This window comes from Arthrobacter sp. YA7-1, from assembly GCF_025960325.1.
Classification (GTDB): domain Bacteria; phylum Actinomycetota; class Actinomycetes; order Actinomycetales; family Micrococcaceae; genus Arthrobacter; species Arthrobacter bambusae_A.
In genome coordinates, this window is sequence record NZ_CP110114.1 from 1,684,742 (window position 1) to 1,709,443 (window position 24,702).

At 63.3% G+C, this 24,702-nt stretch carries 24 protein-coding genes; 14 read left to right on the forward strand and 10 right to left on the reverse strand.

Annotation, left to right across the window (positions count from 1 at the left end; genetic code table 11):
* Positions 1–97: 97 nt before the first annotated feature.
* The 5 genes from OIT41_RS07860 (at position 98) to dnaE (ending at position 6,463) form a co-directional block, all read left to right on the forward strand.
* Positions 98–385: a YggT family protein gene (locus OIT41_RS07860; protein WP_078105562.1), complete on the forward strand. Its 288-nt coding sequence runs from the start codon at positions 98–100 to the stop codon at positions 383–385.
* Positions 386–551: 166 nt separating this feature from the next.
* Positions 552–1,229 carry a DivIVA domain-containing protein gene (locus OIT41_RS07865; RefSeq protein WP_264637727.1) on the forward strand — a complete coding sequence of 226 codons (678 nt, stop codon included), beginning with the start codon at positions 552–554 and terminating at the stop codon, positions 1,227–1,229.
* Between the two features lie 93 nt (positions 1,230–1,322).
* Positions 1,323–1,925, forward strand: a complete 603-nt coding sequence (lspA, locus tag OIT41_RS07870) for a signal peptidase II (protein ID WP_241710361.1) — start codon at positions 1,323–1,325, stop codon at positions 1,923–1,925.
* Positions 1,918–2,844, forward strand: a complete 927-nt coding sequence (locus tag OIT41_RS07875) for an RluA family pseudouridine synthase (protein ID WP_264637728.1) — start codon at positions 1,918–1,920, stop codon at positions 2,842–2,844. The genes lspA and OIT41_RS07875 overlap by 8 nt, the downstream gene beginning before the upstream one ends.
* Positions 2,845–2,905: 61 nt before the next feature.
* On the forward strand, positions 2,906–6,463 hold the full coding sequence (gene dnaE, locus OIT41_RS07880; protein ID WP_264637729.1) for a DNA polymerase III subunit alpha: 3,558 nt from the start codon (positions 2,906–2,908) through the stop codon (positions 6,461–6,463).
* Here dnaE and OIT41_RS07885 read toward each other — a convergent pair whose 3' ends face one another.
* Entirely contained in the window at positions 6,464–6,922 is a 459-nt protein-coding gene (locus OIT41_RS07885; RefSeq protein WP_113990687.1) for a flavin reductase family protein, read from the reverse strand.
* Between the two features lie 158 nt (positions 6,923–7,080).
* On the opposite strand from OIT41_RS07885, the gene OIT41_RS07890 reads away from it, so the two are divergent.
* From OIT41_RS07890 to nrdR, 3 genes are all read left to right on the forward strand, one after another.
* Entirely contained in the window at positions 7,081–7,638 is a 558-nt protein-coding gene (locus OIT41_RS07890; protein ID WP_264637730.1) for a hypothetical protein, read from the forward strand.
* Between the two features lie 9 nt (positions 7,639–7,647).
* Positions 7,648–9,021, forward strand: coding sequence for a histidinol dehydrogenase (hisD, locus tag OIT41_RS07895; RefSeq protein ID WP_241710364.1), 1,374 nt, complete (start codon positions 7,648–7,650; stop codon positions 9,019–9,021).
* Between the two features lie 166 nt (positions 9,022–9,187).
* Complete coding sequence (gene nrdR / locus OIT41_RS07900; protein WP_241710365.1) at positions 9,188–9,700, forward strand: transcriptional regulator NrdR; 513 nt, start codon at positions 9,188–9,190, stop codon at positions 9,698–9,700.
* Between the two features lie 49 nt (positions 9,701–9,749).
* Here the strand turns inward: nrdR and ppgK are convergent, their stop codons facing one another.
* Both ppgK and map read right to left on the reverse strand, forming a co-directional pair.
* Complete coding sequence (gene ppgK / locus OIT41_RS07905; protein WP_078105554.1) at positions 9,750–10,553, reverse strand: polyphosphate--glucose phosphotransferase; 804 nt, start codon at positions 10,551–10,553, stop codon at positions 9,750–9,752.
* Positions 10,554–10,625: 72 nt separating this feature from the next.
* Entirely contained in the window at positions 10,626–11,504 is an 879-nt protein-coding gene (map, locus tag OIT41_RS07910; protein WP_264637731.1) for a type I methionyl aminopeptidase, read from the reverse strand.
* 114 nt (positions 11,505–11,618) lie between these two features.
* Here map and OIT41_RS07915 point away from each other — a divergent pair, with 114 nt between their 5' ends.
* On the forward strand, positions 11,619–11,783 hold the full coding sequence (locus OIT41_RS07915) for an SPOR domain-containing protein (RefSeq protein WP_139359517.1): 165 nt from the start codon (positions 11,619–11,621) through the stop codon (positions 11,781–11,783).
* A gap of 24 nt (positions 11,784–11,807) precedes the next feature.
* On the opposite strand, the gene panB is transcribed toward OIT41_RS07915, so the two are convergent.
* The gene (gene panB / locus OIT41_RS07920; RefSeq protein ID WP_264637732.1) at positions 11,808–12,719 is read right to left on the reverse strand and encodes a 3-methyl-2-oxobutanoate hydroxymethyltransferase; all 912 of its coding nucleotides are present in this window, start codon (positions 12,717–12,719) and stop codon (positions 11,808–11,810) included.
* Positions 12,720–12,909: 190 nt separating this feature from the next.
* Between panB and OIT41_RS07925 the strand changes: the two genes are divergently transcribed.
* From OIT41_RS07925 to OIT41_RS07935, 3 genes are read left to right on the forward strand one after another with little or no spacing between them, the layout of a single operon-like run.
* Positions 12,910–14,250, forward strand: coding sequence for a glutamine synthetase family protein (locus tag OIT41_RS07925; RefSeq protein WP_241710366.1), 1,341 nt, complete (start codon positions 12,910–12,912; stop codon positions 14,248–14,250).
* A 9-nt stretch (positions 14,251–14,259) separates the two neighbouring features.
* Positions 14,260–17,271 (forward strand): bifunctional [glutamine synthetase] adenylyltransferase/[glutamine synthetase]-adenylyl-L-tyrosine phosphorylase, encoded by a 3,012-nt coding sequence (locus tag OIT41_RS07930; protein ID WP_264637943.1) that lies wholly within the window; start codon positions 14,260–14,262, stop codon positions 17,269–17,271.
* Between the two features lie 52 nt (positions 17,272–17,323).
* Positions 17,324–17,845 (forward strand): GNAT family N-acetyltransferase, encoded by a 522-nt coding sequence (locus tag OIT41_RS07935; protein WP_264637733.1) that lies wholly within the window; start codon positions 17,324–17,326, stop codon positions 17,843–17,845.
* Between the two features lie 7 nt (positions 17,846–17,852).
* On the opposite strand, the gene OIT41_RS07940 is transcribed toward OIT41_RS07935, so the two are convergent.
* The gene (locus OIT41_RS07940; RefSeq protein ID WP_264637734.1) at positions 17,853–18,113 is read right to left on the reverse strand and encodes a hypothetical protein; all 261 of its coding nucleotides are present in this window, start codon (positions 18,111–18,113) and stop codon (positions 17,853–17,855) included.
* Positions 18,114–18,417: 304 nt separating this feature from the next.
* Here OIT41_RS07940 and OIT41_RS07945 point away from each other — a divergent pair, with 304 nt between their 5' ends.
* Complete coding sequence (locus tag OIT41_RS07945) at positions 18,418–18,582, forward strand: DUF2207 domain-containing protein (protein ID WP_139359516.1); 165 nt, start codon at positions 18,418–18,420, stop codon at positions 18,580–18,582.
* Between the two features lie 98 nt (positions 18,583–18,680).
* On the opposite strand, the gene OIT41_RS07950 is transcribed toward OIT41_RS07945, so the two are convergent.
* Positions 18,681–19,427 (reverse strand): potassium channel family protein, encoded by a 747-nt coding sequence (locus OIT41_RS07950; RefSeq protein ID WP_241710369.1) that lies wholly within the window; start codon positions 19,425–19,427, stop codon positions 18,681–18,683.
* Positions 19,428–19,683: 256 nt separating this feature from the next.
* Positions 19,684–21,108, reverse strand: coding sequence for a type I glutamate--ammonia ligase (gene glnA, locus OIT41_RS07955; protein WP_264637735.1), 1,425 nt, complete (start codon positions 21,106–21,108; stop codon positions 19,684–19,686).
* A gap of 317 nt (positions 21,109–21,425) precedes the next feature.
* On the opposite strand from glnA, the gene OIT41_RS07960 reads away from it, so the two are divergent.
* Complete coding sequence (locus OIT41_RS07960) at positions 21,426–21,863, forward strand: RDD family protein (RefSeq protein ID WP_264637736.1); 438 nt, start codon at positions 21,426–21,428, stop codon at positions 21,861–21,863.
* A gap of 82 nt (positions 21,864–21,945) precedes the next feature.
* Here OIT41_RS07960 and OIT41_RS07965 read toward each other — a convergent pair whose 3' ends face one another.
* The 3 genes from OIT41_RS07965 to lipB form a co-directional block, all read right to left on the reverse strand.
* Positions 21,946–22,710: a DUF4191 domain-containing protein gene (locus OIT41_RS07965; protein ID WP_264637737.1), complete on the reverse strand. Its 765-nt coding sequence runs from the start codon at positions 22,708–22,710 to the stop codon at positions 21,946–21,948.
* A gap of 89 nt (positions 22,711–22,799) precedes the next feature.
* A complete protein-coding gene (gene lipA / locus OIT41_RS07970; RefSeq protein WP_264637738.1) occupies positions 22,800–23,819 on the reverse strand; it encodes a lipoyl synthase in 1,020 nt (339 codons plus the stop codon).
* Positions 23,816–24,484, reverse strand: a complete 669-nt coding sequence (gene lipB / locus OIT41_RS07975; protein ID WP_241708332.1) for a lipoyl(octanoyl) transferase LipB — start codon at positions 24,482–24,484, stop codon at positions 23,816–23,818. The genes lipA and lipB overlap by 4 nt, the downstream gene beginning before the upstream one ends.
* Positions 24,485–24,702: the final 218 nt, after the last annotated feature.

The window sequence follows — 24,702 nt, forward strand, 5'->3', positions numbered from 1 at the left end:
CATCACGGATGCCAGGCAGAGCGATCTGCCTGGCATCTGTGTTGCAATAGAGGGACTGACCGAGAAAAGTGGCGAACTAGGAGATCTGAGCTAACCCGTGGGCATAGTTTTCGGCCTTTTGTACATTGCATTGCTGCTGTTCCTGGTCACCCTCATCATCAGGCTCGTTTTTGATCTGGTGCAGATGTTTGCGCGCCAGTGGCGCCCCCGTGGCGCCGCGCTGGTGGCCGCGCATGTGGTCTATTCGGTGACTGATCCGCCCCTGAAGCGGATCCGCCGGCTGATCCCGCCGCTGCAGCTTGGTGGGGTATCCCTTGACCTGGCATTTTTGATCGTGTTTATTGTCGTCAGCATCGCGATGGGATTCGTCTACTCGCTGGCGTAGCTCTTCCGCAGTCCATGTGCCGTCGATCTGTTTCCTTGGCGTGTGGACTGCAAATCCTCCGACCCAACACGATGGTGTTGAATTGGGGGAATCAGATGATATTTAGGTACCGTAGTTTTGAACGGCCGGAAGGCCTACTGACTAACTAGACCAACGAGGTGACCAGATGGCTTTGACGCCAGAAGACGTTGTCAACAAGCGCTTTCAGCCGACCAAGTTCCGCGAAGGCTACGACCAGGACGAGGTCGACGACTTCCTCGACGAAATCGTCGTCGAGCTGAGGCGCTTGAACCAGGAGAACGACGAGCTGCGCAAGAAGCTCGGCGAAGGCGGAAACGCGGTCCCGGCCAGCGCAGCATCGGCACCCGTGGTCGAGAAGGTGCCCGCGCCGGTGAAGGCCGACAAGGACGCCCAGGCCAAGGCGGAAGCCGAAGCCAAGGCTGCCGAAGCCGAGAAGAAGAAGGAGCCGGCCGTTGCCGCTGCTCCTGCCGCACCTTCGGCCGGTTCTCCTTCGGCTGAGTCCGCAGCCGGCCTGCTGGCCATGGCGCAGCAGATGCACGACAAGCACGTGGCCGATGGCGAGCAGCAGAAGGAAAAGATCATCGCCGAGGCGCAGATCGAAGCCTCCAGCCTTGTCAACGACGCCCAGGACAAGTCCCGCAAGATCCTCGGTGCCCTTGAGCAGCAGCGCAGCGTCCTCGAACGCAAGGTGGAGCAGCTCCGCGGCTTCGAGCGCGACTACCGCTCCCGCCTGAAGGCCTACATCGAAGGCCAGCTGCGTGACCTGGATGCCCGCGGCTCAGTTGCGGCCCCCGAGGTCGGCGAAGCCGCCGCAGAGGTCTAGCAAGTATTCTGAAAGCCGGTGGCTGGGGATTCCTCGGCCACCGGCTTTCTCCTGTTAAGGCGCCAGCAGCCACAGTTACCGAATGAAAGTACTATGAGCGACGAACAAACTGACGGCACCACGGAGCCGGTCCGCATCAAAGCCCACACGTGGCGTCCTGCACTGCTTTGGGTCTTTGCAGGCTTCGCCGTGTTCGCCTACGCCTTCGACCAACTGACCAAACTCTGGGTCACCAGCACCATGGTCGAAGGCGAGCGGATCCCCGTCCTTCCTCCGCTCCTGCATTGGTACTACATCCGAAACTCCGGTGCCGCGTTCTCCATCGGTGAAAACGTCACATGGGTGTTCACCATCGTGATGGCGGCCGTTTCAGTGGTGATCCTGTTCCAAGTGCGCCGGTTGGGCTCGGCCTGGTGGTCCCTGGCACTTGGCCTGCTGCTGGGCGGCGCACTCGGCAACCTGACAGATCGACTGTTCCGCGAACCCTCGTTTGCCATGGGCCACGTGGTGGACTTCATCCAGTTGCCCAACTTTGCCATCTTCAACATCGCCGACTCGGCAGTGGTTTCCGGCGTCGTGATCATCTGCCTGCTGACCATACGGGGGATCGGACTCGACGGTTCCCGTCATCACTCCGCCGATTCCGCGCCGGCAAAGTCCGGCCCGACGGAAGAAGAGGCTCCGGGCGATGTCTGAGCACTTCGTGGTGCCGGAAGAATTGGGCGGGGCCAGGGCCGACGCGGGCTTGGCGAAACTCATGGATATTTCCCGGTCCGCGGCTGCTTTGCTGATCGCCGAGGGCAGCGTGACCGGCTCCGCCGGCACGGTGGGAAAATCGGCGAAGCTCGTTGCCGGTTCCGTGTTGGAAGTCACCGTTCCCGAACGCCGGGATCCCTTGGAAGTCGTGGAGGAAGTCGTGGAAGGCCTGAATATCCTGTTGGACGATGACGACTTTGTCGTCATCGACAAGCCTGTTGGCGTGGCTGCGCACCCGTCGCCGGGTTGGGTGGGCCCCACCGTGGTTGGCGGTCTCGCGGGTGCGGGATACCGGATTTCGACGTCCGGCGCGCCTGAGCGTGCCGGCATCGTCCACCGTCTCGACGTCGGAACCTCCGGCGTCATGATCGTGGCAAAGAGTGAACACGCGTACACGGTACTCAAGCGGGCCTTCAAGGAGCGCACCGTGGACAAGGTGTACCACGCAGTGGTCCAGGGGCTGCCGGACCCGCTCGCGGGCACCATCGACGCGCCCATCGGGCGCCACCCTGGGCATGACTGGCGATTTGCGGTGATCGAGGACGGCCGTCCCTCGGTGACGCACTACGAAGTTCTCGAGGCCTATGGCAAGGCCACCCTCGTGGAGATTCACCTCGAGACGGGCAGGACCCACCAGATCCGGGTCCACTTTTCGGCCCTCAGGCACCCCTGCGCGGGCGACCTGACCTATGGAGCGGACCCGCGATTGGCCGCCAACCTGGGACTTACCCGGCAGTGGCTGCACGCACGGCGGCTTGGCTTCAACCACCCCCGGACGGGCGAATGGGTGGAAGTCACCAGCGAGTATCCGGCGGACCTGCGGTACGCCCTGGAACTCCTTGAAAGCGGCAACGCGTAGCGCGATCCACGCTTCCAGCGCGCCACTCCACCTGCGGGATCCCTGCCGGTAGACTGTCGTGGTGACTTCCAGCAATGACTCGTTCGTCCATCTGCACACCCACACCGAATATTCCATGCTGGATGGTGCGGCCCGTCTCACCGAGCTGTTCGATGAGACCGAGCGGCTGGGGATGCCTGCGCTGGCGACCACGGACCACGGTTACCTGTTCGGGGCCTTCGATTTCTGGAAGAAGGCCACGGACAAAGGCATCAAGCCGATCATCGGCGTCGAAGCCTATGTCACCCCCGGCACGGCGCGCGGCGACAAGGAGCGCGTCCGTTGGGGCGAGGAGAGCCAGCGCAAGGATGACGTCTCCGGTGGTGGTTCCTACACCCATATGACGTTGTTGAGCTACAACAACGTCGGCATGCGCAATCTGTTCCGGGCATCCTCGATTGCTTCCCTCGACTCCGTGTTCGGTAAATGGCCACGCCTCGACCGGGAGTTGCTCAACACCTATTCCGAAGGCCTGATCGCCACCACCGGCTGCCCTTCCGGTGAAGTCCAGACCCGCCTTCGGCTGGGGCAATACCGGGAGGCGCTGGCCGCGGCTTCCGAATTCCGGGACATCTTCGGTGCGGAAAACTACTTCTGCGAACTGATGGACCACGGCCTGGACATCGAGCGGCGGGTCACTGGCGACCTGCTGCGTCTGGCGAAGGAACTGAAGCTTCCGCTCGTTGCCACCAATGACCTCCACTACACGCATGAGCATGACGCGAAGGCCCACGAGGCTTTGTTGGCGATCCAGTCGGGCTCCACGCTGCTTGAGCCCACCTATGACAACGGCGGCTCGCGATTCGCTTTCTCCGGCAGCGGCTACTACCTGAAGTCGCCGCAGGAGATGCGCGAGCTCTTCCGTGACCATCCTGAAGCCTGCGACAACACCCTGCTGATCGCAGAGCGCTGCGAAGTGTCCTTCAACACAGGCGCGAACTACATGCCGCGGTTCCCTTGTCCTCCCGGCGAGGACGAGACCTCCTGGCTCGTCAAGGAAGTGGCCACGGGACTCGATTACCGCTACCCGGATGGCGTCCCGGACAAGGTGCGCAAGCAAGCCGACTATGAGCTTGACGTCATCACGTCCATGGGCTTCCCCGGTTACTTCCTCGTGGTGGCCGACTTCATCAACTGGGCCAAGAACAACGGGATCCGGGTGGGTCCGGGCCGTGGCTCGGGTGCGGGCTCCATGGTGGCGTATGCCATGCGCATCACCGACCTTGACCCCCTGGCACACGGCCTGATCTTCGAGCGCTTCCTCAACCCGGACCGCGTGTCCATGCCCGACTTCGACGTCGACTTCGATGATCGGCGCCGCTCCGAGGTCATCGACTACGTCACCCGGAAGTACGGCGACGAGCGCGTGGCCATGATCGTCACCTACGGCACCATCAAGACCAAGCAGGCGCTCAAGGACTCCTCCCGCGTGCTCGGCTACCCGTTCAGCATGGGTGAGCAGCTCACCAAGGCCCTGCCGCCGGCGGTGATGGCCAAGGACATCCCGCTGGCGGACATCCAGAACCCGGAGGCCAAGCGCTATGGGGAGGCGGGAGACTTCCGCCAGCTCATCAGCACGGACCCGGAGGCCGCCAAGGTCTTCGAGACCGCGCTGGGCATCGAGGGGCTGAAGCGGCAGTGGGGTGTGCACGCTGCAGGCGTCATCATGTCCTCGGACCCCATCATCGACGTCATTCCTGTCATGCGCCGCATCCAGGACGGCCAGGTCATCACCCAGTTCGACTACCCGACGTCCGAAGGCCTTGGCCTGATCAAGATGGACTTCCTCGGCCTGAGGAACCTGACGATCATTTCCGACGCACTGGAAAACATCAAGATGAACCGCGGCATCGACCTGGATCTCGAGCACCTGGCGTTGGACGATCCGGCGTCGTACGAGTTGCTGGCGCGCGGCGACACGTTGGGCGTCTTCCAGCTCGACGGCGGGCCCATGCGGTCCCTGCTCAAGCTCATGAAGCCTGACAACTTCGAAGACATCTCCGCCGTATTGGCGCTGTACCGGCCCGGCCCCATGGGCGCCAACGCGCACACTGACTACGCGCTCCGCAAGAACAAGATCCAGGAGGTCATCCCGATCCATCCGGAACTCGAGGAACCCCTATCCGAAATCCTCGGCGGAACGTATGGCCTGATCGTGTACCAGGAGCAGGTCATGGCCGTAGCCCAGAAGCTTGCCGGCTACTCGCTGGGCCAGGCCGATATCCTCCGGCGCGCCATGGGCAAGAAGAAGAAATCCGAACTGGACAAGCAGTTCGCTGGCTTCTCCCAGGGCATGCAGGACAACGGCTACTCCATGGATGCCGTCAAGACCTTGTGGGACATCCTGCTCCCGTTCTCCGACTACGCCTTCAATAAGGCCCACTCCGCCGCATACGGGGTCATCTCCTACTGGACCGCGTACCTGAAGGCCCACTACGCTCCCGAATACATGGCGGCCCTGCTCACGTCCGTGGGCGACGACAAGGATAAATCGGCCATCTACCTCAATGAATGCCGGCGCATGGGCATTACGGTCCTGCCGCCGGACGTCAACGAGTCAAGCCTCAACTTCACCCCTGTGGGAACCGACATCCGCTTCGGGATGGGGGCCATCCGCAACGTCGGCGTCAACGTGGTGGAAGCCATGGTGGCCGCCCGGGGGAGCGAAGGCAGTTACACCTCCTTCAAGGACTTCCTCATGAAGGTTCCGGCGGTCGTCTGCAACAAGCGCACCATCGAGTCCCTCATCAAGGCCGGCGCCTTCGACTCGCTTGGCCACCACCGCCGTGCATTGGCCATGGTCCACGAAGAAGCGATCGATTCCGTCATCACGCTCAAGCGCAATGAGGCGATCGGCCAGTTCGATCTCTTCGCCGGATTCGAGGACCAGGAGCCGCAAGCCTCCTTGAGTACCGAGATCCCGGACCTGCCGGAATGGGAGAAGAAGGACAAGCTCGCTTTCGAGCGGGACATGCTTGGGCTCTATGTCTCGGACCACCCCCTGCAAGGGCTTGAGGGCGTGCTGAGCCAGCATGCCGAGCAGTCGATCACCTCGATCCTGGGAGAAGACGGACCGCACGACGGCGCCATCGTCACCATCGCGGGCATGATCACCTCGCTCAGCCGCAGGATCGCCAAAGCAAGCGGCAACGCCTATGCGCGGGCCGAGATCGAAGACCTTGGTGCCTCCATCGAGGTCATGTTCTTCGGCCAGGTCTACGGCCCCATCGCTTCGGTCCTCGCGGAGGACCTGATCGTCGTGGTCAAGGGGCGCTTGCAGCGGCGCGACGACGGTGCGGTCACCTTGAACTGCATGGAGCTTTCGGTTCCGGACCTCAGCGAGGGTACCAACGGCCCGTTGGTCATCACGATGCCCACCTACAAGGCAACCGAGGCCGTCGTCACCGATCTTCGCGATGTCCTGACAACGCACCGGGGAAACTCCGAAGTCAGGCTCCACCTGCAGGGCGACTCCAAGGTCGAGGTCATGGGCCTGCCGGTGCACTTGCGCGTGAACCCCACACCGTCGCTTTTCGGCGACCTCAAGGTACTGCTCGGCCCGACCTGCCTGGACAGCTAACTAGATCTCATAGTCGAGCGGGACCGGCTGGCCGTAGGAGCCCGAGTGGTACAGCAGCGGGGTGTCATCCTCGCCGACAAGCCCGTCGACAACCTCCACCACGACGATCGCGTTGTTTTCGAAGGACAGGCGCATCTGGATCTTGCCGATCAACCAGCCGGCCACGTTCTTCAGGATGGGGACATCGAAGGGGCCTGGTTCCCAGTGGTCGCCTTCAAACCGTTCCTGGGTGCGGGCGAAGCGGTCTGCGAGGGCCTGGTTCTCGAGGCCGAGCATGTGCAGTCCGATATACGTCGAATTCGCCACGGCCGGCCAGGAGCTGGAACTGCGGGACATGTTGAAGGTGAAGCGTGGCGGCTCGGCGGACAGCGAAGCCACGGACGTCGCGGTGAAGCCGAAAGGCTTGCCGTTGAGGTCGGCAGTGATGATGGCCACCCCGGCGGCATGCCGGCGGAACATTTGTTTGAATGTTCCTTCAAAAGCCGAATTGTCCGAAGCCACTTTGCCGATCTCCTGAGTGAGCTATTGGTAATAACGCTGGTGGATTCAGCGTATTCCGCTGCCCGCCTGGGCGCTTGCTTGTTGAGCATCCAGAAACGTTTGTTAATGTTTGTGTCATGACCAAGCCAACATCGAACCTTCTCGACTCCGGTCCCGCGCGGGACACGGATCCGGACACCGGCACGGACACCGGCAGTCGGGACCGCAAATTGTGGCTTTGGCTCGCCGTGCCTGCCGCCTCCGGCCTTGGGCTTGGCCTGGTGTGGTGGCTGTTGGCTCCGGGTGGCCTGAACGTGATCTCCGGAAATCCCGCCCTCGCCGATCCGACAGCCTCGGCCGGCAGGCTTCCGAGGGACCTGGTCCTGGCCGGGCTGCTGTTGCTTTCCGGCTGCTTCACGGCAGTCCTGCTCGACAGCAAGGTCCGGGAACCGGGGCACGGCATTCGCACCTTCCTGGCGGTCCTGGGTGGCGCGGTGGGGGCACTCGCGGCCTGGCAGGTGGGCCTGTTGGCCGCGCAGTGGTGGGGTCCAGCCTCAAGCGGCGGTGAAGGCTTCTCATTGCGGGCGGCGTCGGCACTCTTGCTGTGGCCGGGAGCAACCGCCCTCGTGACATTCCTCCTTACTCTTTTCGGCTTGATGGGAAAGCAGCCCGAGGCACCGCCGCTCGCCCCGTAAAATGATCTGGTGACCATTTCTCCGGAGAACCCTGCCGACACCGCTTCCCAGTCCCTGGACTTCCGCCGCATTGACTTGCGCGGACGGTCCCTGACCTTGGCGGAACTGCGGGCCGTGGTGCCCCGGGCGAAGCATCAGACCATGGCGGACGCCGAGCAAAAGGTCGTGGACATCATTGCGGCGGTCCGCTCCCGCGGCTTCGAAGCCCTGGGTGAGTTCGCGTTGGCGTTCGACGGCGTGGAACAATCCCACCCCCGAGTACCTGCCACGGCCCTTGCCGAAGCCCTTGAAAACCTCGACCCGTCCGTCCGGGCGGCCCTGGAGGAATCCATCAGGCGTGCCCGGCGCTTTGCGGACGGCCAGCGGCCGGCGAACGTCGATGTGGAACTGGGGGACGGCGCCGTCGTGAGCCAGAACTGGGTACCGGTGGGGCGAGTGGGACTGTACGTTCCGGGCGGACTGGCCGTCTACCCGTCCTCGGTGATCATGAACGTTGTTCCGGCGCTGGCTGCCGGCGTCGCCTCGATCGCGTTGGCTTCCCCGCCCCAGAAGGACTTTGGCGGCTTGCCCCACCCCACCATCTTGGCCGCGGCCGCCCTGCTGGGAATCGACGAGGTCTACGCCATCGGGGGTGCCCAGGCGATCGTATCCTTCGCGTACGGCATCCCCGGGACCGGCGAGGACCAGCCCATCGAGCCCGTGGACGTCGTGACCGGCCCCGGAAACATCTTCGTGGCCACCGCCAAGCGGCTTGTGAAAGGCGTCGTGGGGATCGACTCCGAGGCCGGCACCACCGAGATCGCCATCTTGGCCGACGCTTCGGCCCGGCCCGCGCTCGTCGCCGCCGACCTCATCAGCCAGGCCGAGCACGACCCGAAGGCGGCGTCGGTCCTGATCACCGACTCGGAGGAACTCGCCTCGGCGGTGCAGCGGGAACTGGCGCTGCAGGCCGGAACCACGAAGCACGGCGAGCGGGTTGCCACGGCGTTGTCGGGCCCGCAGTCGGGCGTGGTGCTGGTAGACGACCTCGGGCAGGGCATCGCCGTCTGCGATGCGTACGCGGCCGAGCACTTGGAAATCATGACGGCGGACGCAGCCGCGGTCGCCGCGCGGATCCGCAACGCCGGGGCGATTTTCGTGGGGGACTACAGCCCCGTCAGCCTCGGAGACTACTGTGCCGGCTCCAACCACGTCTTGCCCACGAGCGGCACCGCAGCCTTCTCTTCCGGCCTGAACGTGACAACGTTCCTGCGTGCCGTCCAAGTGATCAACTACGACAAGGCTGCCTTGGAACAGGTCAGCAGGCACATCGTGAGCCTCGCGGATGCCGAGGACCTTCCTGGCCACGGCGACGCGGTCAAGATTCGTTTCGCGGGGGCCTGAACCACTACATGTATGGGTCACAACCACTACATATAGTAATTACAGTGTTGTCATTAGGACTCATGTAGCCGTAAACTGGTGCCGGAAGTCAAACTTCCGGCACCTTTTGCGTTTCCGGCACACGCCCGGCGGACAGCGTGCCGGAACCGAAGCGGGGAGGCCCAGCGTGTATTGTCCGTTCTGCCGAAACCCCGACTCCCGCGTCGTGGACAGCCGGATGGCCGACGACGGCTCAGCCATCCGCCGCCGGCGCCAGTGCCCCGAGTGCGGACGCCGTTTCACCACCGTGGAAACCACCAGCCTTTCCGTCATCAAACGCTCAGGCGTGGGAGAGCCCTTCAGCCGGATCAAGATCATCAACGGCGTTCGCAAGGCCTGCCAGGGCCGTCCCGTGACTGAGGACGACCTTGCGATGCTCGCCCAGGAAGTCGAGGAGAACATCCGATCTTCCGGTGCGGCGGAAATCGACGCCCACGAGGTCGGCTTGGCGATCCTTGGGCCACTCCAGAAACTGGACGAAGTCGCCTACCTTCGTTTTGCCAGCGTCTATCAGGCCTTCGAATCGCTTGAGGACTTCGAATCAGCCATTGCGCTGCTCCGGCACGAGGCCGAAAGCGTCGCGGCGGAGAATGCAGCGAAGAGCGCCAAGGGCAAGAGCTCCGAGAAGAGCCCCATTTAGCTCCGGTGGTGGCAGCGGAGGGGAAGCCGCAGCCACCACCGGCACCACCCTACTTGGCCAGCTTGTGGTGGAGGGCGACGTCGAGCGCGGCCCCCACGATCCCGGCGTCGTTCTTCAGTTCCGCCGTCACGATGCGGGTCCGCAGATCCAAGTGGGGGAAGTATTCGTCCGAGCGCTTCGAAATGCCGCCGCCGATGATGAAGAGTTCCGGGGAGAACAGGAACTCGACGTGGGAGAGATAGCGCTGCAGGAGCACGCTGTATTCTTCCCAGCTCAAGCCGTCCCGTTCGCGCGCGACGGCGGATGCCTTCGTTTCGGCGTCGTGGCCGTCCACCTCGAGGTGGCCGAGCTCGGCATTGGGAACCAGGTGCCCGTTGAAGATGAAGGCTGAGCCGATGCCCGTACCGAGCGTGATCACCAGGACCGTGCCGTCGACCCCTTCGCCTGCGCCGTAGCGGGCTTCTGCGAGTCCGGCTGCATCCGCGTCGTTGATGACCTCGACGGGACGGTCCAGACGCTTGGTGAGCAGTGAATCAATGTCCGTGTCGAGCCAGGACTTGTCCACATTCGCGGCGGAGCGGACCACGCCGTGCTGGATGATTCCGGGGAAGGTGACTCCCACGGGTGAACCCTGGGCCGGAGCATCCTCGCGTGCCGACAACTCCTCGACGATCTGTGCGATCACTTCGGCGACAGCTTCGGGTGTGGCGGGCTGCGGCGTCGGAATACGGAGGCGGTCCCCGAGCAGCTTGCCCTTCTTGAGGTCGACGATGCCGCCCTTGATGCCGGTGCCTCCGACGTCGATGCCGATCAGCGGGCCGTTCTTGTGGATCTTCTCATCCTTCTTGGTCAATGCGTTTCCGTTCATGGCAGGAGGGGTGGGCAGGTCGCAGCACGAACGGCTGCAGGTGACCTTCCGGAGAGCTTAAGGAAGAGTCAGGATTTCGGCGCCGGTCTCGGTGACCAACAGGGTGTGTTCGAATTGCGCGGTCCGCTTGTGGTCGCGGGTGACTACCGTCCAATCATCGGGCCACATGTCCCACTCGATCGTTCCGAGGGTGAGCATGGGCTCAATGGTGAACACCATGCCGGCTTCGATCACGGTGTTGTAGCCCGGTGCGGCGTCGTAGTGGGGGATGATCAGGCCCGTGTGGAAGGCCTCGCCGACGCCATGGCCCGTGAAGTCACGGACCACGCCGTAGCCGAAGCGTTTCGCGTATGACTGGATGGCCCGGCCGATCACGTTGATTTCGCGGCCGGGGGCTACGGCCTTGATGGCCCGGTTGAGCGACTCCTGGGTGCGTTCAACCAGCAGCCGGGACTCGTCGTCGACGTCGCCCACCAGGAAGGTGTAGTTCGTGTCGCCGTGGACTCCGTTGATGTAGGCCGTGATGTCGATGTTCAGGATGTCGCCGTCTTGCACGACGGTGCTGTCCGGAATGCCGTGGCAGATGACCTCGTTGAGCGAGGAGCACAGGGACTTGGGGAAGCCGCGGTAGCCAAGAGTCGACGGGTAGGCGTGGTGGTCCAGAATGAACTCGTGGCCGATCCGGTCCAACTGGTCCGTTGTGATGCCGGGCTCGATGTGCTTGCCGACCTCGACGATCGCCTGCGCCGCGATTTTGCTGGCGATGCGGATCTTCTCGATGGTTTCCGCCGATTTGACCTCCGACCCGGTGAACTTCGCGGGTCCTGGCTTGCCGACATACTCCGGGCGCGGGATGGACGCCGGTACGGGCAGCTGCGGGCTGACGGTTCCACGGGTGAGCGTGCCGATGGGTGCGGTCAGAGCGGGAGAAGGCATAGATTGATCATATAAGGGACGCACGAGACGCAAGTAACTAAGTAGCTAAATATCGGCCCGTTCGACGGGCAATCGGCCCGCCGGGGTTACGGCGGGAATCGCAAAGGAGAAACCGTGGCGGAGTTCTGGTACAACGTTCAGACGCACCAAATCGAAGAGGACGCGATGTCCGACTGGTCCCAGCTGATCGGTCCCTACAAGACCCGGGAAGAAGCGGAGCACGCGCTCGAAAAGGTCAAGGCCCGCAACGAAGCCTGGGACAAAGACGACGAGGACTAGCGGCGACGAGGGCCGGTTCCGGTCCTAGAAAGAGTGCTCCGGGCCGGGAAACTGGCCGGACCTGACGTCGTCGGCGTAGGACTTCGCAGCGTCGCTCAGCGTGGTGCGCAGGTCCGCATATTGCTTGACGAACTTGGCCATCTTGCCGCCGCGCAGCCCGGCCATGTCCTGCCACACCAGAACCTGTCCCGTGGTCGCGTTGCCTGCGCCGATGCCGATGGTGGGAACCTCGATCGCGGCGTCGACGGCGGCAGCCGTGTCCGCGGGGACCATCTCCATGAGCACACAGAATGCTCCGGCATTTGCAAGGGCAACGGCGTCTTCGACCAGGCGCGAGGCGTCTTCGCCCCGCCCCTGGACGCGGTAGCCGCCCAGTGAGTGTTCGCTCTGCGGAGTGAAGCCGATGTGTGCCATGACGGGAATGCCGGCCTGGACCATGGCCCGCACCGTTCCGGCGTAGAACGCGCCGCCTTCGATCTTGACAGCGTGCGCCAAGCCTTCCTTCAGGAAGCGGACGCCTGTTGCCACTGCCTGCTCGGGGGACACTTCGTAGCTGCCAAAGGGCAGATCGGCCACGACCAAGGCACGCTTGGCGGATCGGGCCACCGCGCGGCACAAGGGGAGGAGTTCGTCGACAGTCACGGGGAGGCTGGTTTCGTTCCCGAAGACGTTGTTGGAAGCCGAATCGCCGATCAGCAGGACCTCGATGCCGGCCTGGTCGAAAATCTCTGCCGTGTACTGCTCGTAGGCAGTCAACATCGCAAAGCGCTCACCCTTGGCCTTGGCCTGTTGAAGGTGATGGGTGCGGATCCTTGCGGCGGGCTTCGGCGTCGAAGCATCCGCTGAAGCCCCGGAACCTGCAGCGGCAGGTCCCGTTCCGTAAGGAGCAGGAATTTCGGCGGGCATGCTGGAATCGGAACTGTTGCTTGGGGCCATGAATAGAGCGTATGCGGTACCGGCCGTCCTAGCCACCGGCGCATGGGGAGCCTCACATTTGTAAACGCTGTGTTACGCGAACCAGGGGTGCAGCCAATCCGGGCCAATGCTTAGTAGAGTGAATGCTGAGTTGTCGTCGGCTTCGAATTCCGAATCCGCGGCATGGACGTTGACCCGGAAATGAGGCCCCATGGACCGCCAGCAAGAGTTCGTTCTGCGAACTATCGAAGAGCGTGATGTGCGCTTCGTACGCTTGTGGTTTACCGACGTCGTCGGTTCCCTGAAATCGGTGGCTCTTGCGCCGGCAGAAGTGGAAGGCGCCTTCGAAGAAGGCCTGGGTTTCGATGGCTCGGCGATCGAGGGCCTCGCGAGGGTTTTCGAGTCCGACATGCTGGCGCAGCCCGACCCCTCCACCTTCCAGATCCTGCCGTGGCGCGGTGAAACCGAGCAGACCTCGAGGATGTTCTGCGACATCCTGACCCCCGACGGCGAGCCGTCGGCCGCCGACCCCCGGAACGTGCTCAAGCGGACCCTCGCCAAGGCAGCGGACATGGGCTTCACCTGCTACACGCATCCTGAGATCGAGTTCTACCTCCTCAAGTCCCAGGACCTCGACGCCAACGGCGTCCCTGTTCCCGTTGACGAGGGCGGCTACTTCGACCACGTGCCGGGCGGCGTTGCACAGGACTTCCGCCGCACGGCCGTCACCATGCTTGAATCCGTAGGAATCTCCGTGGAGTTCAGCCACCACGAAGGTGGACCCGGCCAGAACGAGATCGATCTCCGGTACGCGGACGCCCTCCAGACGGCGGACAACATCATGACTTTCCGCACGGTCATCAAGGAAGTGGCCCTGCAGCAGGGCACCTACGCCACGTTCATGCCGAAGCCGTTCACCGACCACCCTGGCTCGGGCATGCACACGCACTTCTCGCTGTTCGAGGGTGACACGAACGCTTTCTACGAAGCCGGCGCCGAATTCCAGTTGTCCAAGACGGCACGCCAGTTCATCGCCGGCATCCTGCGCCACGCTCCGGAATTCACCGCCGTCACCAACCAGTTCGTCAATTCGTACAAGCGTCTATGGGGCGGCGGCGAAGCGCCCAGCTACCTGAGCTGGGGCCACAACAACCGTTCTGCCCTGGTTCGCGTCCCGCTGTACAAGCCGGGCAAGGGCCAGTCCGCACGGATCGAATACCGCGGGATTGACTCCGCCACCAACCCTTACCTCGCCTACGCCGTGTTGCTCGGGGCAGGACTCAAGGGTATCGAAGGAGGCTACGACCTTCCGGCCGCCGCGGAAGACGACGTCTGGTCGCTGACCTCGGCCGAGCGCAAGGCGATGGGTCACACTCCGCTGCCGGCAAGCCTGCACGATGCCATCCGCGCCATGGAGGATTCGGAACTCGTAGCTGACATCCTCGGCGAACAGGTCTTTGACCACTTCCTGCGCAACAAGCGTGCGGAATGGCAGGACTACCGGCTCCAGGTCACGCCTTACGAGCTCAAGCGCAATCTCGGCATTCTCTAAGCCGTGAGTGTGAGCCTGGCCCGGCGGCTCATCTCGGCCGGCTTCAGCGATCTTGAGAAAGGTGAACGTTTCCTTGCCGCGCGTGAACTCGACGGCATCGACCAGGAAACGATCTTTGCCGGTCTGCACCTGAGCGCGAATCCTGACACCGCGCTCCAGTCGCTCGTCCGGTTGATTGAGAAGCATCCCTCGCTCAGGCAGCTCGCGGGGGAGCACCCGGATCGCAGTGAGCCGCTTTACCGCTTGCTGGGGGCATCCGAGGCCTTGGGGGAGTTTCTGATCAGGCATCCGGAACACCTGGACGTCTTCGATGTCCGCGTCAGCCCGGAACCTTTGTCCGCCGATGCGGGTGAGCTGCGGAGGAAGCTTCTCCGATCGGTGAAGGCAGATCCCAACTCGCCCAGGCCCGTTGCCGCGACGACGGGAGCCTCCGCCTATGCCGCCCTCCGGACGGCCTACCGGCGCGGGCTCACCGAACTGGCCATCAAGGACCTTTGCGCAGCCAGTCCCCAGGACTTCATGCCCGCCGTCGGCGCCGAACTAGCGGACCTCGCCGGTGCGGCGATAGAAGCGGCCTTGGCGGTTGCCAGGGCAGAAGCCGCGGCGACTTTCGACCCCGCCGATATTGCCGGCGTCGGGCTGGCCGTCATCGGAATGGGCAAATGCGGTGCCCGGGAGCTCAACTACATTTCCGACGTCGACGTCATCTACGTGATTGAGGCGCCGGACCTGGAGGACGCCGAGGCCGCGACGATCGGGACGGCCCTGGCCGCCGGGATCTCCCGCGCCATTTCGTCCACGGGGACCGAACCCGGTTTGTGGGAAGTGGACGCGAACCTCCGGCCCGAGGGGAAATCGGGACCCCTCGTCCGGACGTTGCCCTCGCATTTGAGTTATTACGCGAAGTGGGCCGAAAGCTGGGAGTTCCAGGCCCTCCTCAAGGCCCGGACCATCGCAGGGGACCGGGATCTGGGTTCGCGTTACGAGAAAGCCGTCCAGCCGCTCGTGTGGGCTTCGGCCGGGCGGGAAGGCTTCGTGGAATCGGTGCGGGCGATGCGCCGGAGGGTGACGAACAACATTGCGCCCGCGGAAGAACAGCGCCAGATCAAGCTGGGTCCCGGCGGCCTGCGCGATGTGGAGTTCACGGTCCAGCTCCTGCAACTCGTCCACGGAAAGTCCGACGAAACGCTCCGCTGCCGGGATACGACCTCGGCGATAGCCGCGCTGTCCGCGGGCGGCTACATCGGACGGGTCGATGCCGCTGCCTTCGACGCCGCCTACCGTTACCTGCGCGTTCTCGAGCACCGCATCCAGTTGTTCCAGATGCGCCGTACCCACCTCATGCCTACGAGCCAAGAGTCCCTGCGTTTCCTTGCGAAGGCGGTCCTGGGGCCCTTTTCCACGGGGCGGCCACATCCGGACGCCCTGATCGAAACCTGGCAGAAGACAAAACGCTCTGTTCGAGAACTGCACGACCGCATCTTCTACCGGCCGCTCCTCAACACGGCCGCGAAGTTGAGCACCGAAGATGCCCGCCTCACTCCGGAAGCCGCCCAAGGAAGGCTTGCGGCGCTCGGCTATCGCGACCCGCAAGGCGCCATGCGCCATATCCAGGCCCTCACTGCGGGGGTCAGCCGCCGTGCCGCCCTGCAGCGGCAACTGCTTCCCATCCTGCTCGGCTGGCTCGCCGAAGGCGTAGACCCCGACGCCGGATTGCTCGCCTTCCGGCGCGTCAGCGAAGCCCTCGGAACCACCCACTGGTACCTCGGGATGCTCCGGGATTCCCAAGCGGCAGCTGAGCGGCTTTGCCATGTGCTCTCCAACTCACGGTTGATCGCCGATCTGCTGGAGGTGTCCCCGGAATCCGTTGCCTGGCTTGGCGCCGACAAGGAACTCCTGCCGCTCAGCTTCGAAGCCCAGTGGCAGGAAATCCAGTCCAAGATGTCGCGCCATGCCGATCCCGCGAACGCGATGCGGCTGATCCGGCTCATCAGGCGCCGGGAAATCCTCCGGATAGCCATCGCGGACAGTGCGGGCCTCCTGGAGCAAGACGCAGTGGGCGCGGCATTGGCCGATGCCGACCGGGCCGCCGTTTTGGGCGCGCTGCATGTCGCCGAGGCCATCGTGGGTTCCGACGGACCCCTCAAGACACAGGTGCTCGTGGTTGCCATGGGCAGGCAGGGCGGGCGGGAGATTGGCTACGGCTCGGACGCCGACGTCATGTACGTCCATCGCGCACTTCCCGGTGCGACTGAAGCTGAGGCCCAGCAACAAGCCCTTGCCATTGTGGGACATATTTCCACCTTGCTGACCCAACCCCTCAAACCGGCCATCCTGGCCGAGCGGGTCCTCGCCGTCGACGCCGATCTTCGCCCCGAGGGGAAGAACGGGGCCATGGTCCGGTCCCTGGAGTCATACGCCGAGTATTACCGTCGCTGGTCCCTCATCTGGGAAGCACAAGCGCTGTTGCGGGCGCAACCCATGGCAGGCAACGACGAATTGGCTGCCGAGTTCGTCCGGCTGATCAACCCGATCCGTTACCCGGAATCGCTCCCTGAGACGGATGTGCGGGAGATCCGGCGCGTGAAGGCACGGGTTGAGTCGGAAAGGCTCCCGAGGGGCGCCGACCCGGCCAGGCACGTCAAGCTCGGCAGGGGCGGACTCAGCGACGTCGAATGGCTTGTGCAGCTGCTGCAACTCCAACAGGCAGGGAAGCAGCCGCAACTCCGGACTACATCCACCCTTCAGGCCCTCGACGCGATCGAGTCGCTGGACTTGATCGCCAAGGGTGACATCGTGTTGCTTCGCAAAGCCTGGCGCCTCGCGAGCCGTATCCGCTCCGCGAATGTGATCTGCACCGGGCGCGCTTCCGATCTCCTCCCGGCCTCCCGCAGGGATCTGGAGGCCGTCGCGAGATGGTGTGGTTACGCTCCAGGGCAAGCCGCGGTGTTCGAAGAAGACTATCTGCGCCTGAGTCGGCGGACCCGGGCCGTTTTTGAGAAGGACTTCTACGGCCAGTGAGCGCCGGCCTGGGCCGCGCCGTGGAGTGCGCTGCGACGGCTAAGCTCGAAGGATGCCGGAAACCGTGTGGCTCATTCCCCTGAAGGACCTCGACGACGACGCCCGCGCCGTCACGCTGGGCGACGTTGCCACCATGGAACTGGCTGCGGGACAGGAAGACTTCGTCGGGGACCCGTTCACGATGATGATCATGGGTCTGGAGGACGAAAGCCGCCTGCCATACGTGATCGAAGCGGCCGGTGCCGCCGTAGGAGTCTTCACCTTGCAGGCGTGTGCCGCAACCTTGGCTGGATGGCCCGACGACCACTCGGCCTGGCTCTTGCGGGGCTTCCTGATCGACCAGCCGCACCAAGGCAGGGGGCTGGGCGCCCTGTCGGCTGCGGCCGCTGCCCGGGAAGCGCAGAAGCTGACCGCGAGGCTGGGCGGCGGGCAGGCCGGCGTCGTGCTTTCCGTCAACGAACGCAATCCCGCCGCCAAGGCTGCCTACGCAAGGGCGGGTTTTGTCGAAGCGGGCAGGTACTTGGGCGGTTCCGCCGGCCCGCAATGGACCATGTACCGGGGTTTCGGCGACTAGGCCGTATCTAGGACTCGACGAGCGTCACGATTGTTTCCGGGCGCACGCCGTCGTACTTCATCGCCTCGGCCGCAGCGTCGGACTCCATCATCCGTTGGAACGTTTCCATGTCCGGGACTTCGACGATCAGCCCGACCCGGTTGGTTTTTGCCGGATCCACGAACGTGCGGACCGTGAAGCCCATGGGTCCGAAGATCTCTTGCCTTTTCGGTGAGCCCAGCCAGTGCTCAACGTCGTCGACCTCATGGAAGATCACCAAGGTTGTCATCGTATGCCTCCGCTTTGAGTGGTTTCGCCAGGAGCAGGAAGGGATGAGGACTCTCTTGAGCATCCTGATCATGCCGAACGTACCACGGTGTCCTCAGCGGCGACAGTGCCGTCGGATTGGCAGAACCGGACGCTCGCTCACCTATGCGGGTGTTTGGCCGGACGCTCGCTCACCAATGCCGTCAATCGGGTCAAAGGTTCTTGCCGGATTAGAATAATAAGCATGCTTACAGTAAGGTTGCTGAGGTTTGCACAACGATAAAGGCAATCATCAGAATGTTTACGACTGAAACGGAAGGTACATCATGAATGTCATCCTCGGAATCGTCGCGGTCATCGCGATCGTTTTCTTTATCATTGGCGGAACCGTAAAGGCCCTGGGATTCCTTCTGTGGATCGCCCCGATACTGATCGTCTTGGCGATTATCGTCTTCCTCTTCAGGTTGATTAGCGGGCGCCGGCGGGTGTAGGAAAAATTTGGGGGTCCGGCCCCGGCGATCCGGGGTCTTTACGGTAAGGACGGCTGTGTCTTAACGGACACAGCCGTTCTTCTTTTTGATCAAAGCAGCTATGGACGCGGATGATCCGACGGCGCCGCGCCTTCTGTCTCGATGAGGGCGGCGAGCCGTTCCACCTGCTCGGAAAGCCGCCGGACTTCGAGTCGAAGGGGTTCTTCCGCCTTTGCCGTTGCACTTGCCGCCCCTTGGGAAACCTGCTCCACCAGCCATGATGCGACCGATGCTGTGACCACTCCGAGGACCGCGATGCCGCAGACCATGAGGCCGGCCGCCACGCATCGACCCGTGAACGTGACCGGATAGTGGTCCCCATACCCAACAGTGGTAATTGTGACCAGCGCCCACCACAGGGCATCTCCGAAATTACGGATATTTGCACCGTCAGCGTTTTCTTCGACATCGAGAACAGCCAGCGCTCCGCAATAGGTCAGGAGCAGGGCGGCTCCGAGCACGAAGGTGACGATCCGTCCCCTCAGCGCGGTCCCGGCAGTCTTTCGGAGCACCCGCAACAAGGTCACCAGCCGGAGTAGGCGCAAAGGACGCAGGACAGGCAGTGCGAGGATCAAGAGCTCATGAAGGTTCCTGATGAACCACCGTCCCCTCTGCGGCGCGAGGACCAGGTTTGCCAGATAGTCCACAACGAACAGCACCCACGTAAGCCAGACGATCGTGTCCACCACGCCGGATGCGCGTTCTTGAAGGTTGCCGATGACTTGGACGGAGTAGGCCGCGAGGAAAACCAGGGCTGCCACAATGAGCGGCCACTCCATGTAGCGGCGCCAGAGTTGTTGAGTCATGGATGCATCGTAGAGCAAGACTCATGCGCCACAGGCCGTCTGGCATGCACGGCTTCCAGAGTCGTCACGCTGCTCCCAAGGCACGTGGGGGAAGGAGACGTGGGCTGCGCTCCAGGCGGGAACGTCGAGGTGGTCCGAACGAGCCCCGACATACGAAAAAGCCGGCCCCAGGTGATGAAACCTGAGGCCGGCTTTTCTGTGTGCGGATTCTTGCGGACTGTCTGCGGGCTATGCCCGATTTCGCCGCGTGATCCGGCTAGACGCCGTAGTAGAGCTCAAACTCGTAAGGGTTCGGGCGCAGCGACAGCGGGCGGATCTCGTTCTCGTACTTGTACTCGATCCAGGTGTCGATCAGGTCCTGGGTGAACACGCCACCGGCCTGCAGGAACTCGTTGTCCTCGCGCAGGGCCTCAAGCGCTTCCTCAAGGGAGCCCGGAGCCTTGGGGATGTCCTTGGCTTCCTCGGCAGGCAGTTCGTACAGGTCCTTGTCGATCGGAGCCGGGGGCTCGATGCGGTTGCGGATGCCGTCGATGCCGGCCATGAGCTGGGCGGAGAACGCCAGGTACGGGTTGGACGCGGCGTCCGGAGCGCGGAACTCGATGCGCTTGGCCTTCGGGTTGGAACCCGTGATCGGGATGCGGATACCGGCGGAGCGGTTGCCCTGCGAGTAGACCATGTTGACCGGAGCTTCGAAGCCCTTGACCAGGCGGCGGTAGGAGTTGACCGTCGGGTTGGTGAACGCGAGCACGGCAGAGGAGTGCTTCAGCAGACCGCCGATGTACCAGCGCGCGGTGTCGGAGAGGCCGGCGTAGCCCTTCTCGTCGTAGAACAGCGGATCGCCGTTGCTCCACAGCGACTGGTGGCAGTGCATGCCCGAGCCGTTGTCACCGAAAATCGGCTTCGGCATGAAGGTTACGGACTTGCCGTACTCCCATGCGGTGTTCTTGATGACGTACTTGAACTTCTGCAGGTCGTCGGCTGCGTGCACCAGCGTGGTGAACTTGTAGTTGATCTCTGCCTGGCCGGCGGCACCGACCTCGTGGTGGGAGCGCTCGACTTCGAGGCCTGCTTCGTCCAGGGCGATGCACATGGCGTCGCGGAGGTCGGCCTGGTGGTCAACCGGCGCAACCGGGAAGTAGCCGCCCTTGAACGGGGTCTTGTAACCGAGGTTGCCGCCTTCTTCTTCGCGGCGCGTGTTCCACGGGGCTTCAATCGAGTCGACCTTGTAGAAGGAACCCTGCGGGGAGGATTCGAACTGGACGTTGTCGAAGACGTAGAACTCGGCTTCGGGGGCAAAGAATGCCGTGTCGGCAATGCCCGTGGAGGCCAGGTACGCTTCGGCCTTTTCGGCAACGCCTCGAGGGTCGCGGTGGTACGGGTCGCCGGTGCGCGGGTTCACGATGGAGAAGTTCAACGCGAGGGTCTTCTCGATGCGGAAGGAGTCGATGAAGGCCGTCGTGACGTCCGGGATGAGCTGCATATCGGACTCGGCGATGCCCTGGAAACCGCGGATGGAAGATCCGTCAAAGAGCTGGCCGTTGACAAAGAAGTCAGCGTCGACGCTCTTGGCCGGCACATTGAAGTGCTGCTGGACGCCCGGAAGATCGGTGAAGCGGATATCGACGAACTTTACGTCTTCGTCTTTGATGAACTTGAGGACTTCGTCCGCAGTCTTGAACATCTATGCTCCTAACGCATACAGGTAACAGGCCCTTGGGCCGTCTGATCCAGCGCAAACCGAAAGCAGGGAAACAAAAAAGTATCCCCGAAGCGGCGGCTAGCAACTTCTCCAACCATAGGGAAATGGGATTTCCCCGGAGTGTCAGTATTGTTTCGAGCAGGTTACAGAACTGCCTGCCGTGTAAACGCTACTTGTCTACTGCAGTGCCAGTCTATGTCTTTCGTCCGTGTGTCCGTTTCCTTGTGAGCACCGTGAACGATCCACTGCCCGCGGCCCCCGCCGCCGGGCATCGGGTGGTGAAGCCGTAAGCTTGACGTGTGGTTGATCGTAAAGATATTGGTTCATGGCTCACAGGGCCGGACACGTCCGGAATTTCCAAGTACCCGGGAGCGCGGCTCGGCCTGCCCGAGTCCGGTCCCGGCTCCATGGCCCGGGCCGGTCGCCGCATCCTGGCGATCTGCATTGACTGGGTCATTGCCCTGGCGATCAGCAACTTTGCCTTCGGCGGCAACCAATGGGCAACGCTTGCAGTGTTTGCGGTGGAGCAGATCCTTCTCATCGGCACGCTGGGCTACAGCATCGGGCACCGGGTGGCCGGGATCCACGTCGTACGGCTCGGAGGATCACAGGCGGGGCCCTTGGCCGCCTTCGTCAGGACGGTCCTCCTGTGCCTGGTGATTCCTGCGGTCGTTTTCGACCCCGACCAACGCGGCCTCCACGACCGGGCCGTGAATACCATCCTCATTCGGATGTAACTTTTACGGCGACAAAGAATAACAGCAGACGAAAAAGCCGCCCGTTCCTGGGGATTCCAGGAACGGGCGGCTGGCGTTGTAGTTAGCGTCCGCGTGCTGCCTTGCGGTCAGGGCGTGCCTTGTAGGGGTCGATTCCCTTGGGGATCGGCAGGCGGTTGCCCAGCGAAGAGATCCGCTTGCTGACAGCGCCGACCTCAACCTTGGTGAGCTCGTTCTTGTACCTGTTCATCGTCTTTGCGATCTGGCTGATCGGTACTTGGCCTTCGCCTCGGCCGCTTTCGATCACGTGAATGGTGACATTCGGCAGAATGCGGGAGAGCTTCTTGCGCTCGGCGTCGACCAGCGGCTTGACGCGGTGCGAAGGTCCTTCGCTGACCAGCACGACGCCGGGACGGCCGATGGCGCGGAAGACGGCGTCCTGGGTGCGCGGGTTGACGGCGACCGGCTGGTCTTCCGTGATCCAGCCGCGGCGCAGGGTCCCCAGCGCCGCACCGGATGCTCCGGGCTGGTTCTCGATCTGCGCGAAGGCAGCCCGTTCCGCGCGGCGCGAGAGGATGAAGACAGCTGCCAGCAGGCCCAAGGGGACGCCGATGATCAAGCCAGTGATCCAGTTGTTCAGGAGGAGCCCGACGATGAGGCTGACAGCAACGACGCCGAGGAACGCCAGCAGCATGAGCCACACGACGATGGGGTCGTTCCGGCGGGTCATCTTGAAGACCTCGCCGATCTGCTTCAGCTGGCTCGGCTTCTTGGCCTTGGCTTCCTTGGGCTTGCGGGAAAACAAGCCGCGCTTGGGAGCGTCGGCAGCCGATGTTGTCGAGTTGCTGGAATCAGGGGATTTCGCCATAGTGCCTTAATTCTACGTGATTTATGCCAAAGGACCGGACGCCGGATTTGTCCGGGATCCGGTCCTTTGACCGTGCTTTTGCCGACGTGCTATGCATGGTGTGCGAGGAGGGTGCGGGCTTCCTGGCGGGTGGTGCCGGAGTCCTGGATGCCTTCGGCGATGTGGGCAAGGTGCACGGGGATTTCGCGGCCTTTTTTGCGCATCGCGGTGGCCCAGAGGCGTCCGGCGCGGTAGGAGGAGCGGACCAGGGGGCCGGACATGACGCCGAGGAAGCCGATTTCCTCGGCTTCGGTGGCGAGGTCGACGAATTCCTGGGGTTTGACCCAGCGGTCCACGGGCAGGTGCCGTTCGGAGGGGCGCAGGTACTGGGTGATGGTGATCAGGTCACAGCCCGCGGCGTGCAGGTCGGCCAGGGCTTCGGAGATCTCTTCCCGGGTTTCGCCCATGCCCAGGATCAGGTTGGATTTGGTGACCATGCCGTGGGCCCGGCCCTGGGTGATGACGTCCAGGGAGCGGTCGTAGCGGAACGCGGGGCGGATGCGCTTGAAGATCCGGGGCACGGTTTCGACGTTGTGCGCGAAGACTTCCGGGTTCGAGTCGCAGATCGCGCTGATGTGTTCGGGTTTGCCGGAGAAGTCGGGGATGAGCAGTTCGACGCCGGTGCCGGGGTTCAGTTCGTGGATCTTGCGGACGGTTTCGGCGTAGAGCCAGACGCCTTCGTCTGCCAGGTCATCGCGCGCGACGCCGGTGACGGTGGCGTAGCGCAGGTTCATGGCCTGGACGGAGCGGGCGACCTTGGTGGGTTCGAACATGTCCACGGGGGAGGGTTTGCCGGTGTCGATCTGGCAGAAGTCGCAGCGGCGGGTGCATTCGGAGCCGCCGATCAGGAAGGTCGCTTCCTTGTCTTCCCAGCACTCGAAGATGTTCGGGCAGCCGGCTTCCTCGCAGACGGTGTGCAGGCCTTCTTTTTTCACGAGGTTCTTCAGGCCCACGAATTCCGGGCCCATCTGGACCTTGGCCTTGATCCACTCGGGCTTGCGTTCGACCGGGACGGCTTTGTTGCGCTGTTCAACGCGCAGCAGCTTACGGCCTTCAGGTGCCAGGGTCACTGGAGTGCTCCTTCGGGGCTGGATACGAGTGCTTCTTCGTGCTTGCGGAACTCTTCGATGAAGCGCTCAGCAATGTCGGCCGGATTGATGGTCCTGCCAGTCTCGAGGGACATGGTGGTGACGCTGGCATCGGTGATGCCGCAGGCGATGATCTGCGCGTAGGGAGCGAGGTCGTTGCTGCAGTTGATTGCCACGCCATGCATGGTGACACCGTCCAGGACACGGATGCCGATCGCAGCGATCTTGCGGTCCGGACCCTTGTCATCGGCGAGGACCCAGACTCCCGCCCGGCCTTTGACCCGCGTGGCCTTGATCCCGTAGTCCTCCATGATCGCGATCATGACGGCTTCGAGGCGCTCGACGTAGTCACGGATTCCAGCGCGGTTCTTCAGCTTGAGGATGGGGTAGGCAATGAGTTGGCCCGGCCCGTGCCAGGTCAATTTTCCGCCACGGTCCACCGGAACGACGGGCGTGCCGTCAAACGGGCGCTCGTGGTCCTCCGTGAGCTTGCCTGCCGTGTAGACCGCGGCATGCTCAAGGAGCAGGACGGTGCTGGGTTTCTCGCCGGCAACAACCTTGTTGTGGAGTTCGCGCTGGGTATCCCAGCCCTGCATGTAGTCGACGAAATCCGGGGCAAGACCCAGCTGTAAAAACTCAAGAGTCATGGGAACTAGCTTAGACCCCGCCGGGCGCAGGCCGTGATTTTGTGGCCAAGCTCTCAGTCGTACTCGGCTTGCCCGCTAGGCTCCGGCCCCTGGCCTGTGGATAACTTCTGCGGCAATCCGCGATTTCCGGTATTTGTTGAGGTATGGAGACTTTTTCGCCCGGCGGGAGTGGCCAGGACCACGGCAGGGATATGCCTTCCTCGGGGACAGAACCTTCC